The sequence below is a fragment of the Pseudomonas sp. JL23 genome (assembly GCF_056933585.1).
This window is the reverse complement of record NZ_CM167795.1, coordinates 2334087-2348779: the sequence shown is the minus strand read 5'-3', so window position 1 is coordinate 2348779 and position 14693 is coordinate 2334087. Positions and strand designations below refer to the sequence as shown.

Here is a 14693-nt window from a genome sequence, read left to right as displayed (position 1 = left end):
CACCCTCTCGACGATCCGCACCGCCACAACGATATAGAGCACACACAGCACCCTGCCTGTCATGACTTTTGCCACTGTCGTTCGAGAACTGGATTGAGCATAGCGGGTGGGTCAGAGTGCCCCGGCGAGCATCATCGGACAAAGGCAAGCGCGCTTCAGATTTACATCTGCGACCTATTACGGCCATCGTCCGCATCACTATTGATGTACTATGGCATCACTTATGATGCTAGCAATGAGGGGTCATCCATGAGAACTACCGTTACGATTGACGATGCCTTGTACGAGCGCGCCCTTGAGGTTGCCGACCCCAATATGGACAAGGCCGATTTGTTTCGCGAAGCAATACAGATGTTTGTTCGCTTTCAAGCTGCCAAACGCCTGGCAGCCCTGGGCTCGGCAATGCCATGTATGGAGGACGTTCCCCGTCGCAGAGACGAGTCTGAATAATGGATGTATTAGTCGACACCTCGGTTTGGGTGGCGCATTTTCGAGCACGCAACCAGGCCCTGGTAACGCTGCTGGAACAGGATCGCGTACTGATACATCCAATGGTTCTGGGTGAACTAGCGTGCGGCACCCCGCCTGACAGGGTCAAGACGCTGGCCGATCTATCGAGCCTGAAGCATTGCCAGCAACCCACCTTGAACGAAGTGATGACATTCATAGAACGGCACAAGCTGTATGGTTTGGGCTGCGGTCTGGTCGACATGATGCTATTGGCATCTGCATTAATCACCCGCGCCAGCCTGTGGACATTGGATAAACGATTGGCCAGTTTGGCCACACGACTGGGGATAAATCACCAGACTGTTTGAAGCTCATGACTGCAACAAAAAAACGCCCCTCAATGAGGGGCGTTTTTTTGAACCTGGCAAAAGCGAATCAACGCTCCAGCAAAATCCGCAGCATGCGGCGCAGCGGCTCGGCCGCGCCCCACAGCAGTTGGTCGCCCACGGTGAAGGCGCCCAGGTATTGCGAGCCCATGTTCAGCTTGCGCAGGCGGCCTACCGGGATGCTCATGGTGCCGGTCACGACGGTCGGGCTCAGTTCCTGAATGCTCGCTTCGCGGTGGTTTGGCACCAGCTTGACCCAAGGGTTGTGCGAAGCGATCAGGCCTTCGATGTCGGCGATCGGCACGTCCTTGTTCAGCTTGATGGTCAACGCCTGGCTGTGGCAGCGCATGGCGCCGATCCGCACGCAGATACCGTCCACCGGGATCGGGCTCTTGAAGCGACCGAGGATCTTGTTGGTCTCGGCCTGGCCTTTCCACTCTTCGCGGCTCTGACCGTTCGGCAGTTCCTTGTCGATCCAGGGAATCAGGCTGCCAGCCAATGGCACGCCGAAGTTCTCGGTCGGATAGGACTCGCTGCGCATGGCCTCGGCCACCTTGCGGTCGATGTCGAGGATGGCGCTGGCCGGGTTGGCCAGGTCATCTGCGACGGCCGCGTGGGTGGTGCCCATCTGCTTGATCAGTTCACGCATGTTCTGCGCACCGGCACCCGAGGCCGCCTGATACGTCATGACGTTCATCCACTCGACCAGACCGGCCTCGAACAGACCGCCCAGGCCCATCAGCATCAGGCTGACGGTACAGTTGCCGCCGATGTAGTTCTTGGTGCCGGCGTCCAGCTGCTGATCAATCACCTTGCGGTTGACCGGGTCGAGGATGATCACGGCATCGTCCTGCATGCGCAGGGACGAGGCGGCATCGATCCAGTAACCCTGCCAGCCGGCTTCGCGCAGCTTGGGGAACACCTCGTTGGTGTAGTCGCCACCCTGGCAGGTCAGAACCACGTCGAGGGTTTTCAGCTCGTCGATGTTGTACGCATCCTTCAAGGCTGCGACATCCTTGCCCACTGAAGGGGCCTGGCCACCGACATTGGACGTGGTGAAGAACACCGGCTCGATCAGATCGAAATCCTGCTCTTCGCGCATCCGCTGCATGAGCACGGAACCTACCATGCCACGCCAACCGATCAGACCTACACGTTTCATCGCAACTACACCTTTTACAAAAAGTGGGCCACGCCTCAAGGGCGGGCCGCAAATATTACAGATTCCGCAGCGCGGCGACTACGGCGTCACCCATTTCCTGAGTGCCGACCTTCGCCTTGCCTTCAGACCAGATGTCGCCGGTGCGCAGACCTTGATCCAGCACCAGGCTCACGGCCTTCTCGATGGCTTCGGCGGCAGCGTGCTGGTTGAAGCTGTAACGCAGCATCATCGATACCGACAGGATGGTCGCCAACGGGTTGGCAATGCCTTTGCCGGCGATGTCCGGAGCCGAACCGTGGCAAGGCTCGTACATGCCCTTATTGTTCGAATCCAGGGACGCCGATGGCAGCATGCCGATGGAACCGGTGAGCATCGACGCTTCGTCGGAGAGGATATCGCCGAACATGTTGTCGGTAACCATCACGTCGAACTGCTTCGGTGCACGCACCAGCTGCATCGCTGCGTTGTCGACATACATGTGGCTCAGCTCGACGTCCGGGTAATCCTTGGCCACCTGCTCGACCACTTCACGCCACAGCTGGCTGGAGGCCAGGACGTTGGCCTTGTCCACCGAGCACAGCTTCTTGCCACGCACACGGGCCATGTCGAAACCGACACGGGCGATACGGCGGATTTCGCTTTCCGAGTACGGCAGCGTGTCGTAAGCCTGACGCTCGCCATTATCCAGCTCGCGGGTGCCACGTGGCGCGCCGAAGTAGATACCACCGGTCAGTTCGCGAACGATGAGGATATCAAGGCCAGCAACAATTTCCGGCTTCAGGCTCGATGCATCGGCCAGTTGCGGGTAGAGAATCGCCGGACGCAGGTTGGCGAACAGGCCCAGTTGGGCACGAATCTTCAGCAGACCACGCTCAGGACGGATATCACGCTCGATCGCATCCCACTTCGGCCCACCCACGGCGCCCAGCAGCACGGCATCGGCAGCACGGGCCCGGTCCAGGGTCTCGTCGGCCAATGGCACGCCATGCTTGTCGATGGCCGCGCCACCGATCACGTCGTGGCTGAACTCGAAGCCCAGTTGATATTTCGTATTGGCCAGCTCCAGCACCTTGACCGCTTCGGCCATGATTTCCGGACCAATACCATCACCTGGGAGAATCAGAATCTGCTTGCTCATAACATCCTCTTGTCAAACAACGCACAACTATTCGAATTAATGCGACCTGTGGGACCGGCTTCAGCCGGGAAGACGTCGACACATTCACGTCAGCTTTCCCGGCTAAAGCCGGTCCCACAAGATCCGGGCAATACCTCGGATTCGCTTACTTAAACAACCACGGCTGGGTCGCGCGATGCTTGCCTTCAAACGTGGCGATGGCGTCGGCGTCCATCAAGGTCAGGCCGATATCGTCCAGGCCGTTGAGCAGGCAGTGCTTGCGAAATGCATCGATTTCGAAGCTCAGTACCTTGCCATCAGGACGGGTCACGGTCTGGGCGGCCAGGTCGATATTCAATTGGTAGCCAGGGTTGGCTTCAACCTGCTGGAACAGCTCATCGACATCGGCGTCGCTGAGGATAATCGGCAGCAGGCCGTTCTTGAAGCTGTTGTTGAAGAAGATATCGGCATAGCTGGGCGCGATCACGCTGCGAAAACCATATTCCTCCAGGGCCCACGGCGCATGTTCACGGCTGGAGCCACAACCGAAATTCTCCCGGGCCAGCAGAACACTGGCACCCTGATAGCGTTCGTGGTTGAGCACGAAGTCCTTGTTCAGGGGACGCTTGGAGTTGTCCTGGTAAGGCTGGCCCACGTCCAGGTAGCGCCACTCGTCGAACAGGTTCGGGCCGAAACCGGTGCGTTTGATCGACTTGAGGAACTGCTTGGGGATGATCTGATCGGTATCGACGTTGGCACGATCCAGAGGAGCGACAAGGCCGTTGTGCTGAGTAAAGGCTTTCATGTTGGGCTCCTTAGTGCTGCATCAAATCGCGAACGTCGATGAAACGACCGTTGATCGCGGCCGCTGCCGCCATCGCCGGGCTGACCAGATGGGTACGGCCGCCGGCGCCCTGACGGCCTTCGAAGTTACGGTTGGACGTGGACGCGCAATGCTCGCCCGTCTCCAGGCGATCAGGGTTCATCGCCAGGCACATGGAGCAACCCGGCTCACGCCATTCGAAACCAGCCTCGATAAAGATCTCGTGCAAGCCCTCCTGCTCGGCCTGCGCCTTGACCAGGCCCGAGCCCGGTACGACGATGGCCTGCTTGATGGTCGAGGCGACTTTACGGCCCTTGGCTACGTCCGCCGCCGCGCGCAGGTCTTCGATCCGCGAGTTGGTGCAGGAGCCGATGAAGACGCGGTCCAGCTGGATGTCGGTAATCGCCTGATTGGCCTTGAGGCCCATGTACTTCAGGGCGCGCTCGATGGAGCCACGCTTGACCAGGTCATCTTCCTTCGCCGGATCCGGCACGTTCTGATCAACGGCCAGAACCATCTCAGGCGAAGTACCCCAACTGACCTGCGGCTTGATCTGGGTCGCGTCGAGTTCGACCACGGTGTCGAATACCGCGTCCGGGTCGGATACCAGGTCCTTCCACGCCTCTACAGCCAGGTCCCACTCGGCGCCCTTGGGCGAGAACGGGCGGCCCTTGACGTATTCGACGGTCTTTTCATCGGTGGCCACCATGCCGACACGGGCACCGGCCTCGATGGACATGTTGCAGATGGTCATGCGCCCTTCGACGGACAGGTCCCGGATCGCGCTGCCGGCGAACTCGATGGCATGGCCGTTACCGCCGGCGGTGCCGATCTTGCCGATCACGGCCAGGACGATGTCCTTGGCCGTCACGCCGAAGGGCAGCTTGCCTTCGACCAGAACCTGCATGTTCTTCATTTTCTTGGCGACCAGGCACTGGGTGGCGAGTACGTGCTCGACTTCCGACGTACCGATGCCGTGGGCCAGGGCGCCGAATGCGCCGTGGGTCGAGGTGTGCGAGTCGCCGCAGACCACGCTCATGCCAGGCAGGGTGGCGCCCTGCTCCGGGCCGATCACGTGAACGATACCCTGACGCGGGTCATTCATCTTGAATTCGGTAATGCCATATTCATCGCAGTTGTCGTCGAGGGTCTGCACCTGCAGGCGCGATACCTGATCGACGATGGACTCGATACCACCCTTGCGCTCCGGCGTCGTCGGAACGTTGTGGTCCGGAGTGGCAACGATGCTGTCGACACGCCAGGGTTTGCGCTTGGCCAGGCGCAGGCCTTCGAAAGCCTGGGGCGAAGTCACTTCATGGATGATATGGCGGTCAATGTAGATCAGCGCCGACCCATCGTCGCGCTGCTTGACCAAATGCGAATCCCAAAGCTTGTCATAGAGCGTTTTGCCGGCCATCAGACGGTTTCCTCATCAGCTTGTTTCTATGCCTTGGGTGCTCGAAGTTCGATGACCCCTTGGCTTGTGGGGGTGATCGTATGAAATATGCTTAAATAACTCAAATTCATAATTTTTATGCTTTGGATAACTAACTGGAATTCGACCATGGACCTGGCCAACCTCAATGCCTTTATTGCCATCGCTGAGACCGGCAGCTTCTCCGGCGCCGGGGAACGCCTGCACCTGACCCAGCCGGCCATCAGTAAACGTATTGCCGGACTTGAGCAGCAACTGGGCGTGCGCCTGTTCGATCGCCTGGGCCGGGAAGTCAGCCTGACCGAGGCCGGCAGGGCACTGCTGCCACGGGCCTACCAGATCCTCAACGTGCTGGATGACACGCGCCGGGCCTTGACCAACCTCACCGGCGAAGTGACCGGTCGCCTGACTCTGGCAACCAGCCATCACATTGGCCTGCACCGGCTGCCTCCTTTATTAAGGGAGTTCACACGTCGCTATCCCCAGGTCGCCCTGGATATCCAGTTCCTCGACTCGGAGGTGGCCTACGAAGAAATCCTCCATGGCCGCGCCGAACTGGCGGTAATCACCCTGGCGCCTGAGCCCCACACGCTGGTGCGGGCGGTGCCGGTGTGGGATGACCCACTGGATTTTGTCTGCGCCCCCGAGCACCCCCTGGCCAACAGCGGGCCGATCACGCTGCCGGATATCGTCCGCTTTCCGGCGGTGTTCCCAGGCGAAAACACTTTTACCCACCATATCGTCAAAGGCCTCTGCGAAGCCCAGGGCCTCAAGCCGGATATCGCCATGAGCACCAACTATATGGAGACCATCAAAATGATGGTTTCCATTGGCCTCGCATGGAGCGTGCTTCCGCGTACTATGCTCGATGAGCAGGTCGCCCGTATTCCGCTGCCGGAGATACAACTGACCCGCCAGCTAGGCTACATTCTGCATACCGAGCGGACACTCTCGAATGCGGCACGGGCCTTCATGGCATTACTGGATGCACAACAGGCCCCGTAACACGAGCGCAGTGTGCTGTAGCGCGACCCAGGTAGTTGCCTCAACGATCGTCTTACCAGCTTTTTCCTATAAGGCTCGTGATCAAATGCCCAACCCCTTGGACAGCCGCACCTTTCAATTGCCAGGTCATGCGCAATCAGGACCGGACGAGTCGTCGGAGCAACGTTTCGCGGCCTTGTACAATCTGAGCCCCAACCTCGTGCTGCTCAGCCGCCTCGAGGATGGCCTGGTCTGCGCGGTCAACCAGCACGTGGAAACCCTGCTGGGCTGGCGGCCAGAAGAGATTATCGGCCGCACCACCCTGCAGATGGGTCTGTGGCCCGATCCCCGGCAGCGCCAGCAACTCATTGCCCTGGCCCTGGAAAGCGAAGCCCAGGCCAGCCTCGACGTGCAGCTCAGGACCCGTGACGGCCGCAGTCTGGAAGGCACCTATTACGTCCAGCGGGTCGAACTGCATGACGGCCTCTACCTGCTTGGCTCGTTTCTCGATAACAGCCAGCACAAACACACCCAACAGGCCCTCAGCGACAGTCAGGAACGCCTGGACCTGGCCCTGGACTCGGCGCAGATGGGCATCTGGGACTGGCATATCCCCAGCGACATGCTCTACTGCTCCGGCCGCGCCGCCGAACTGCATGGCCTGCCTGACGAGCCGTTCCATGAGTCCATGGACGCCTTCTTCGCCCAGGCCTGCCTGTCCGAACGCGATAACCTGCGCCGGGCCTATGACGGAATGCGCCAGGGCGCAGGCGGCAACCAGCAACTGACCTATCGCCTGCCCCTCAAAGACGGTTCGGTGCGCTACCTCGATTGCCGCGCCCGCCTGCACCTGAATGCCAGCGGCCAGCCATTGCGCATGGCCGGCACCCTGCTCGATATCTCCGAGCAGGTTGAACGGGAAAAACGCCTGAAGACCTCGGAAGAGAAGTTCGCCAGTCTGTTCCAGGTCAGCCCCTACCCGGTCTGCGTCACCCACTTGGACACCAGCGAATTCATCGAGATCAATCCGGCATTCAGCCAGGTATTCGGCTGGAAGGCCGAGGAAATCATCGGCCTGGACGTCAAGCAGACCAGTTTCTGGGCCGACCCCTTGCAGCGGCTGAAACGCAACCAGCAGATCATCGACGAAGGCGAAGTCAACAACCTGCAAGTGGTGTTGCGCAGTAAAGCCGGTGAGGACCTGACCTGTCTGGTCAGCAGCCGCCTGATCGTGGTCGACGAACAACCCTGCATCGTCACCACCCTGCGCGACATCAGCCAGCAGCAACGGGCCCAGGCCGCCCTGCAGGCCAGCGAAGAGAAATTCGCCAAGGCGTTCTATTCCAGCCCCGACGCCATCACCATCACCGAGGAAGAGACCGGCCGCTATCTGGAGATCAATACCGGTTTCTGCCGCCTGACCGGCTACACCCCGGACGACGTGATCGGCCGTACTGCCCGGGAAGTCGGCATCTGGGCCGACCCGCAACAGCGCCTGCAGATGCTCGAAGAGTTGCGCGACAAGGGCCGGGTCCATCACCGGGAAATGATCGGTCGCAAGAAGAACGGTGAATCGTTATCCGTGGAATTGTCCATCGAGCCGATCATCCTCAACGAGACCGCTTGCCTGCTCATCACCGCCCGCGACCTCACCCAGTTGAAAAACGCCCAGGCGCAGATCGAGCACCTGGCCTATCACGACCCTCTGACCAACCTGCCCAACCGCGCCCTGCTGATGGAACGCCTGAGCGAGCAGATCGAACTGCTCAAACGCCATGACCGGCGTGGCGCCCTGCTGTTCCTCGACCTCGATCACTTCAAGCACATCAACGACTCCCTCGGCCATCCGGTGGGTGACGCCGTATTGAAAGTGGTCACCGCACGCCTGGAAGCCAGTGTGCGCCTGGAGGATACCGTGGCACGCCTGGGCGGCGACGAGTTCGTGGTGCTGCTCAGTGAACTGGACGGCAGCCGCAGCGAAGTCATCGAGCAGGTTTATGAACTGGCCAATACCCTGCGCGAGATCCTTGCCGAGCCGATGTTCCTCGACGGCCAACGCCTGCAGGTGACGCCGAGCATGGGTATCGCCCTGATTCCCGATCACGGCTCCAATCCGGCCGACTTGCTCAAGCGCGCCGATATCGCCCTGTACCGCGCCAAGGATTCGGGGCGCAACACCACCCAGCTATTCCAGAACAGCATGCAGAAGGCCGCCAGCGATCGCCTGCGCCTGGAAAACGATCTGCGCCTGGCCCTGGTGCGAGGCGAGTTCATGCTCAACTACCAACCCCAGGTCGATGCGCGCGGCAGCCGCATCATCGGTGCCGAGGCCCTGCTGCGCTGGCTCCACCCGGAAAACGGCACACTGCCGCCGACCCGTTTCATCGAGGTCCTGGAAGAAAGCGGGATGATTCTGGAAGTGGGCAGTTGGGTCCTGGAGGAAGCCTGCAAGGCTTGCGGACAGCTATTGCGGGACAACCTGATCGACCCGCAGGCCTTCAAGCTCTGCGTCAATATCAGCCCCCGGCAGTTCCGCCAGAACGACTTTGTCGAGCGGGTCGAACGCAGCCTGAACAGCAATGGCGTGCCCAGCAACCTGCTCAAGCTGGAAATCACCGAAGGCGTGGTGATCCAGAACCTGGACGACACCATCGCGAAAATGCGCCGCCTGAAAAAACTCGGCATCAGTTTTGCCATGGACGACTTCGGCACCGGCTACTCGTCCCTGACCTACCTCAAGCGCCTGCCGGTAGACGCCCTGAAGATCGACCAGTCGTTCGTCCGCGACGCCACCACCGACCCCAATGACGCCGAGATCATCCGCGCCATCGTCGCCATGGCCCAGAGCCTCAATCTGATCGTGATCGCCGAAGGCGTGGAAAAACCCGAACAGCTGGAGTTTCTCGAGCAACTGGGCTGCTACCTGTATCAGGGCTATCTGTTCAGCGAGCCGCTGAATACGGATGAGTTCGCGCAGTTATTGCGTAGCCGCCAATAAAGTGGGACCGGCTTCAGCCGGGAAAGCACTGTTACAGGCAGCTGAAATTCAGCGACTGTACCAATGCCTTCCCGGCTAAAGCCGGTCCCACAGGAGCGGCCTTAGCTGGCGGGTATTACATCAGGGTCTTCTGACCGGCAATCGGAATCCGCTTGGCCTTGGCCTCTTCCGGCACCAGGCGCAGCAGGTCGATGTTCAACAGGCCGTTGGTCAGGCCCGCGCTCTTGACCTCAATGTGATCAGCCAGGCGGAACGACAGCTTGAACGCACGCTGGGCGATGCCCTGGTGCAGGAAGGTCACGCCTTCCGCGCTGTTCTCACGCTTGGCGCCGGTCACCGTAAGGACGCCCTTTTCGACCTGAAGCTCCAGGTCATCTTCCTGGAAGCCTGCTGCCGCGATGACGATGCGGTACTGATCTTCAGCGTGCTTCTCGACGTTGTAGGGAGGGTAGCTGCCAGCGGTTTCGTTACGGGCGGCCGATTCGAACAGGTCGTTGAAACGGTCAAAGCCAACGGAATGACGGAACAGTGGAGCCAGAGAAAATGCAGCAGTCATTTGGTATATCTCCTGAAATTCAGCGAGTGGTTCAGAGCTTTCGGACTCTATTGACGCGACCCGAATTCGGCATCGCGTAACCCTTAAATAGGGACCACCAAATGCATTTCAAGCGTTTTTTCGAAGATTTTTTTCAGGCCGCTTCCGGCATCCGATAACCCAGCAAGTGACCAATACGCGTGCAATCGGTCTCGCGGCGCAGCGCGTCAAACAGCACCACGGCTTCGGGATAGCTCTTGGTCAGCAGCACCACCCATTGCTTGAGACGTCCCGGCGCCTGGATCTCGTTGAGCTTCTCCAGGCAGCGGCGCCAGAAGGTATGCAGCATCGGTTGCAGCTCGGCCCAGGTCATGGGCGTGACCTCTTCCCCGGCCTGTGCCGCAGCAATCTGCCGGGCCAGATCAGGTCGCGCCACCAGGCCGCGACCGATCATGATGTCCCGCGCGCCACAGATTTCCCGGCAGCGGCGCCAGTCGTCCACGGTCCAGATTTCGCCGTTGGCGATCACCGGCACCTTGACCACTTCCTGGATTTTGCCGATCCACTCCCAGTGCGCCGGTGGCTTGTAGCCATCGACCTTGGTCCGTGCGTGCACAACGATCTGCGCCGCGCCGCCATCGGCCAGGGCCCTGGCGCAATCAAGGGCACCGTCGGTGTTTTCGTAGCCCAGGCGCATCTTCGCGGTGACCGGAATGTCCTTGGGCACGGCCCGACGCACCTGACTGACGATATCGTGCAGCAAATCCGGTTCCCTGAGCAGGATCGCCCCGCCGCGGGAACGGTTGACGGTCTTGGCCGGGCAGCCGAAGTTCAGGTCCAGCACCGGCGCGCCGAGTTCGCAGGCAAACGCTGCGTTCTCGGCCAGACACACCGGATCGGAACCCAGCAGTTGCAGGCGCAGCGGTGTGCCAGCGGCAGTCTTGGCGTCAGTGTGCAGCTCGGAGGCCAGCTTGTAGAAATAGCTGGCCGGCATCACGCGCTCGGTCACCCGGATGAATTCGGTCACGCACCAGTCAATGCCGCCGACTTGCGTCAGCACATTACGCAGGATGTCGTCGACCAGTCCCTCCATGGGCGCCAGAGCAATTTGCATGGGTCACACTCGAAAAAAAGTCCGGCAGTTTACTCAGTGGTGATCGGCTTGGAAACAATCGCCTGACCGTAGCCCTCGATAAACTCGGCGGGCATGCGTTTGGGCTTGCCGCTGGACAGTTCGATGCAGACAAAAGTGGTCTGCGCCCGTAGCAGGGTCACGCCATCGCTGGCCCGGCGCAGCTGGAAGCGGCGAGTCATGCGCAGGCGCTGATCCCAGTCGACGATCCAGGTGGCCAGTTGCAGCTCATCACCCTCATAGGCCGCCGCCAGGTAATCCACCTCATGGCGGACCACCGCCATGGCCCGGTCCAGATTGCGATAGACCGTCAGGTCCAGGCCCAGGCGCTGGGAGTGGCGCCAGGCGCAACGTTCCAGCCAACTGACATACACCGCATTATTGGCGTGCCCCAGACCATCGATATCTTGCGCCATGACCGTCAGATCGATAACGAATGGCGTTGCCAAATCCCAGACCATGCTTGCTCCCGCTACACAAACCATTTGAATTTATATGGGACCAGATTCATGTGAGAGCGAATTCAATGGGAGCGAATTTATTCGCGAAAATCCCATACACTTTACGCATGCTCCGCACCTGAGCTGAAGCCTTCGCGGATAAATCCGCTCCCACACTTCGTTCCCGAATCAAAGGTCAGTGTAACGGATTGCCTCAGACCACAGCCGACTTCGCCGCCCGTAACACTCGATCTGACAGCTCGCTGCTGCCCAACGCCCGGGCCAGGGCCATACCACCGAGCATCAGCGCAACATCGGCGAGGACCTTGTCGGCCTCTTCAGGGCGCGACGCCAGTTGCGCCATCATCAGCTCAAGATGCTCGCACAATACACTCTGGAAGCTCTCGGGAAAGCGGGTCAGCTCACCAACCATGGACGGCAAGGGGCAAGCGCTTCGGGGGTCATCGCGGTGCTTGCGCGACAGATAGAACGCTGCCACCAGCGCCCTGCGCTCGTCCCCGGACAATCGGTCATCGACCTGCGCCACCATATTGCGTCGTTGCTGCAACAGGCTGCTGAACGCCTCAAGCATCAAGGCTTCCTTGCTGTCGAAATGCGCGTAGAAGCCGCCAACGGTCAGCCCGGCAGCGCCCATGATTTCGCTGACACTGGGGTCAGCCGGGCCGCGACTGATCAGCGCACAACTGGCGGCTTCGAGAATGCGTTCACGGGTCTGGGCTTTCTTGTCGTTCATGCTGCCTCCCCAAATTACACGGATAATATTATATTCGTCATAACAATTGGCAAGGCAAAATTTGAATTTAAGGCCGCTGGAGCGAGTTGGCGGCCAGTCAGCAAATTGCTCAGAGAGGGATAGGCAGGAGAGAGGGAAATTAAAACCCCAGAAAAACAAAAGGGCCATTCAATAATCGAATGACCCTTGGTCTCGCAGAGCGAGAAATCGTGGCGTCCCCTAGGGGACTCGAACCCCTGTTACCGCCGTGAAAGGGCGGTGTCCTAGGCCACTAGACGAAGGGGACGCAAAACCTTCAGTCAGGTTCACTGATGTGAACCCTGGCAAAAATTGGTGGAGCTAAGCGGGATCGAACCGCTGACCTCCTGCATGCCATGCAGGCGCTCTCCCAGCTGAGCTATAGCCCCGGATTTATCGCCTCGCGGCGGAACAGAACCTTGCGGCGCTGCTTCTTGTAACTTGGCGTCCCCTAGGGGACTCGAACCCCTGTTACCGCCGTGAAAGGGCGGTGTCCTAGGCCACTAGACGAAGGGGACAAACCTTTTGCGTACCGTGTTCGGTGCTGGTTCCGAAACACTTGGCACTTAACATTTCAAGGCAGTGTAGCTTAACCTTGAAACCTTAAATTTGGTGGAGCTTAGCGGGATCGAACCGCTGACCTCCTGCATGCCATGCAGGCGCTCTCCCAGCTGAGCTAAAGCCCCACATCAGTGGACGGGGCGCATGTTAAGGCCGAGGCCGGGGTCTGTCAAATTTATTTTCAACTTTTTTTAAAGTTTTTCGTCGGGATAACAATCACTTACCCGCAGCACCCGCAAATCCGAGGCTGAAACAGCCAGCGCGCCCTCCTTCTGTTCGCGGGCAAGCCTCGCTCCAACGGATACACATCTGACCGTAGGAGCGGGGCTTGCCCGCGAAGCATTCGAAGGCGCTTGGGCGTCAGGCAATGGCACCCAACAGCTTTTCCCATTCCTTGTTTTCTTTCTTCGACACACCACCGAGCAGTTCGATGGCCTGGCGCAGGCGGAAACGGGTCAGGTCCGGGCCGAGGATCTCCATGGCATCGAGCACCGACACCGAGCTGGCCTGGCCAGTGATGGCAGCGAACATCAGCGGCATGGCGTCACGCAGCTTCAGCTCCAGGTGTTCCACCACCGCCTGGATGCAGCCGGTGATGGCATCTTTTTCCCACTGACGCAGGGATTCCAGCTTCCACAGGATCAACTGCATGACCTGACGCACCTGATCGACCGAGAGCTTCTTGTGCTCGAACAGCCTGGCATCCGGGGTCACGCCACCGGCGAAGAAGAAACTGGCCAGCGGCGCGACCTGGCTGAAGGTTTCCACCCGGCCCTGTACGTGCGGGGCGATCTTCATCATGTACTCGGGGTTGAGCGCCCAGGTCTGCAGGCGGCTGGCGAACTCTTCCACCGGCAATTCGCGCAGCCACTGGCCGTTGAGCCAGGACAGCTTCTCGATATCGAAGATAGGTCCGCCAAGGGAGACGCGGGACAGGTCGAAGTGTTCGACCATTTCCGCGAGGGAGAACTTCTCGCGCTCGTCCGGCATCGACCAGCCCATGCGGCCCAAGTAGTTGAGCATGGCTTCGGGCATGAAGCCCATGCGCTCGTAGAAGGTCACCGAGGTCGGGTTCTTGCGCTTGGACAGCTTGCTCTTGTCCGGGTTACGCAACAGCGGCATGTAGCACAGCTGCGGCTTGTCCCAGCCGAAGTATTCGTAGAGCAGGATCAGTTTCGGCGCCGACGGCAGCCACTCTTCGCCGCGCAGCACATGGGTGATGCCCATCAGGTGGTCGTCGACCACGTTGGCCAGGAAGTAGGTCGGCAGGCCATCGGTCTTCATCAGCACCTGCATGTCCATGCGATCCCACGGGATCTCGACTTCGCCACGCAGCATGTCCGGTACCACGCAGACGCCTTCGCTCGGCACCTTCATGCGGATCACATGAGGCTCACCGGCAGCCAGGCGGCGCTGCACTTCTTCGGCCGACAGCAACAGGGCGCGGCCGTCATAGCGCGGGGTTTCACCGCGGGCCATCTGCTCGGCGCGCATCTGGTCCAGCTCTTCGGCGGTGCAGAAGCACGGGAAGGCGTGGCCCAGGTCGACCAGTTGCTGCGCGTACTTCTGATAGATATCGCCGCGCTCGCTCTGCCGGTACGGGCCGTGGGGGCCGCCGACGTCAGGGCCTTCGCTCCACTCGATACCCAGCCAGCGCAGGGCGTCGAAAATCTGCTGCTCCGACTCGCGGGTCGAACGCAACTGATCGGTGTCCTCGATGCGCAGGATGAACTCGCCACCGTGCTGCTTGGCGAAGCAGTAGTTGAAGAGTGCGATATAAGCCGTGCCGACATGGGGGTCGCCAGTTGGCGAGGGCGCGATGCGAGTGCGAACGGTGGTCATGGATAATTCCGGATAGGTCAAACAAGCCGTGAATCTTAACAGGGCCGGGGCTTGCC

The 14693-nt window shown here is 60.1% G+C and carries 13 protein-coding genes and 4 tRNA genes; 4 read left to right on the top strand and 13 right to left on the bottom strand.

All coding sequences use genetic code 11. The annotated features are described in order from the left end of the window. Positions 1 to 249 precede the first annotated feature (249 nt). Together AC1Z24_RS11055 and AC1Z24_RS11050 are read left to right on the top strand one after the other, a co-directional pair. Entirely contained in the window at positions 250 to 450 is a 201-nt protein-coding gene (locus AC1Z24_RS11055; RefSeq protein WP_483745667.1) for a type II toxin-antitoxin system VapB family antitoxin, read from the top strand. After that, the gene (locus tag AC1Z24_RS11050; protein WP_483746596.1) at positions 447 to 818 is read left to right on the top strand and encodes a type II toxin-antitoxin system VapC family toxin; all 372 of its coding nucleotides are present in this window, start codon (positions 447 to 449) and stop codon (positions 816 to 818) included. Before AC1Z24_RS11055 ends, AC1Z24_RS11050 begins: the two co-directional genes overlap by 4 nt. A 67-nt stretch (positions 819 to 885) precedes the next feature. Here the strand turns inward: AC1Z24_RS11050 and asd are convergent, their stop codons facing one another. From asd to leuC, 4 genes are all read right to left on the bottom strand, one after another. Next, the gene (gene asd, locus AC1Z24_RS11045; protein ID WP_483745666.1) at positions 886 to 1998 is read right to left on the bottom strand and encodes an aspartate-semialdehyde dehydrogenase; all 1113 of its coding nucleotides are present in this window, start codon (positions 1996 to 1998) and stop codon (positions 886 to 888) included. A gap of 55 nt (positions 1999 to 2053) precedes the next feature. After that, positions 2054 to 3136 carry a 3-isopropylmalate dehydrogenase gene (gene leuB, locus AC1Z24_RS11040; RefSeq protein ID WP_483745665.1) on the bottom strand — a complete coding sequence of 361 codons (1083 nt, stop codon included), beginning with the start codon at positions 3134 to 3136 and terminating at the stop codon, positions 2054 to 2056. 145 nt (positions 3137 to 3281) lie between these two features. Further along, positions 3282 to 3920, bottom strand: coding sequence for a 3-isopropylmalate dehydratase small subunit (gene leuD / locus AC1Z24_RS11035; RefSeq protein ID WP_483745664.1), 639 nt, complete (start codon positions 3918 to 3920; stop codon positions 3282 to 3284). A gap of 10 nt (positions 3921 to 3930) precedes the next feature. Next, positions 3931 to 5355, bottom strand: a complete 1425-nt coding sequence (leuC, locus tag AC1Z24_RS11030; RefSeq protein ID WP_259100418.1) for a 3-isopropylmalate dehydratase large subunit — start codon at positions 5353 to 5355, stop codon at positions 3931 to 3933. Positions 5356 to 5502: 147 nt separating this feature from the next. Here leuC and AC1Z24_RS11025 point away from each other — a divergent pair, with 147 nt between their 5' ends. Further along, positions 5503 to 6378: a LysR family transcriptional regulator gene (locus tag AC1Z24_RS11025; protein ID WP_483745663.1), complete on the top strand. Its 876-nt coding sequence runs from the start codon at positions 5503 to 5505 to the stop codon at positions 6376 to 6378. A gap of 85 nt (positions 6379 to 6463) precedes the next feature. Next, entirely contained in the window at positions 6464 to 9355 is a 2892-nt protein-coding gene (locus AC1Z24_RS11020; protein WP_483745662.1) for a sensor domain-containing protein, read from the top strand. Positions 9356 to 9470: 115 nt separating this feature from the next. Here the strand turns inward: AC1Z24_RS11020 and AC1Z24_RS11015 are convergent, their stop codons facing one another. The 9 genes from AC1Z24_RS11015 to gltX form a co-directional block, all read right to left on the bottom strand. Further along, entirely contained in the window at positions 9471 to 9911 is a 441-nt protein-coding gene (locus AC1Z24_RS11015; protein WP_483745661.1) for an Hsp20 family protein, read from the bottom strand. A 133-nt stretch (positions 9912 to 10044) separates the two neighbouring features. Continuing rightward, positions 10045 to 11004: a tRNA dihydrouridine synthase gene (locus AC1Z24_RS11010; protein WP_259100424.1), complete on the bottom strand. Its 960-nt coding sequence runs from the start codon at positions 11002 to 11004 to the stop codon at positions 10045 to 10047. Between the two features lie 29 nt (positions 11005 to 11033). Further along, entirely contained in the window at positions 11034 to 11483 is a 450-nt protein-coding gene (locus AC1Z24_RS11005; RefSeq protein ID WP_259100425.1) for an acyl-CoA thioesterase, read from the bottom strand. Positions 11484 to 11676: 193 nt separating this feature from the next. Continuing rightward, positions 11677 to 12216 (bottom strand): TetR/AcrR family transcriptional regulator, encoded by a 540-nt coding sequence (locus AC1Z24_RS11000; RefSeq protein WP_483745660.1) that lies wholly within the window; start codon positions 12214 to 12216, stop codon positions 11677 to 11679. A gap of 210 nt (positions 12217 to 12426) precedes the next feature. Further along, positions 12427 to 12502: transfer RNA gene (locus AC1Z24_RS10995), tRNA-Glu, on the bottom strand. A 45-nt stretch (positions 12503 to 12547) separates the two neighbouring features. After that, a tRNA-Ala gene (locus tag AC1Z24_RS10990) sits at positions 12548 to 12623 on the bottom strand. Between the two features lie 53 nt (positions 12624 to 12676). Continuing rightward, a tRNA-Glu gene (locus AC1Z24_RS10985) sits at positions 12677 to 12752 on the bottom strand. 92 nt (positions 12753 to 12844) lie between these two features. Next, a tRNA-Ala gene (locus tag AC1Z24_RS10980) sits at positions 12845 to 12920 on the bottom strand. 235 nt (positions 12921 to 13155) lie between these two features. Next, positions 13156 to 14637 (bottom strand): glutamate--tRNA ligase, encoded by a 1482-nt coding sequence (gene gltX / locus AC1Z24_RS10975; RefSeq protein ID WP_483745659.1) that lies wholly within the window; start codon positions 14635 to 14637, stop codon positions 13156 to 13158. Positions 14638 to 14693: the final 56 nt, after the last annotated feature.

What these genes read in the sequence shown, in the direction of transcription:
- AC1Z24_RS11055 (WP_483745667.1), top strand. Translation starts at nt 250, where the DNA reads ATGAGAACTACCGTTACGATTGACGATGCCTTGTACGAGCGCGCCCTT.
- asd (WP_483745666.1), bottom strand. Translation starts at nt 1,998, where the DNA reads ATGAAACGTGTAGGTCTGATCGGTTGGCGTGGCATGGTAGGTTCCGTG.
- leuB (WP_483745665.1), bottom strand. Translation starts at nt 3,136, where the DNA reads ATGAGCAAGCAGATTCTGATTCTCCCAGGTGATGGTATTGGTCCGGAA.
- leuD (WP_483745664.1), bottom strand. Translation starts at nt 3,920, where the DNA reads ATGAAAGCCTTTACTCAGCACAACGGCCTTGTCGCTCCTCTGGATCGT.
- leuC (WP_259100418.1), bottom strand. Translation starts at nt 5,355, where the DNA reads ATGGCCGGCAAAACGCTCTATGACAAGCTTTGGGATTCGCATTTGGTC.
- AC1Z24_RS11025 (WP_483745663.1), top strand. Translation starts at nt 5,503, where the DNA reads ATGGACCTGGCCAACCTCAATGCCTTTATTGCCATCGCTGAGACCGGC.
- AC1Z24_RS11020 (WP_483745662.1), top strand. Translation starts at nt 6,464, where the DNA reads ATGCCCAACCCCTTGGACAGCCGCACCTTTCAATTGCCAGGTCATGCG.
- AC1Z24_RS11015 (WP_483745661.1), bottom strand. Translation starts at nt 9,911, where the DNA reads ATGACTGCTGCATTTTCTCTGGCTCCACTGTTCCGTCATTCCGTTGGC.
- AC1Z24_RS11010 (WP_259100424.1), bottom strand. Translation starts at nt 11,004, where the DNA reads ATGCAAATTGCTCTGGCGCCCATGGAGGGACTGGTCGACGACATCCTG.
- AC1Z24_RS11005 (WP_259100425.1), bottom strand. Translation starts at nt 11,483, where the DNA reads ATGGTCTGGGATTTGGCAACGCCATTCGTTATCGATCTGACGGTCATG.
- AC1Z24_RS11000 (WP_483745660.1), bottom strand. Translation starts at nt 12,216, where the DNA reads ATGAACGACAAGAAAGCCCAGACCCGTGAACGCATTCTCGAAGCCGCC.
- gltX (WP_483745659.1), bottom strand. Translation starts at nt 14,637, where the DNA reads ATGACCACCGTTCGCACTCGCATCGCGCCCTCGCCAACTGGCGACCCC.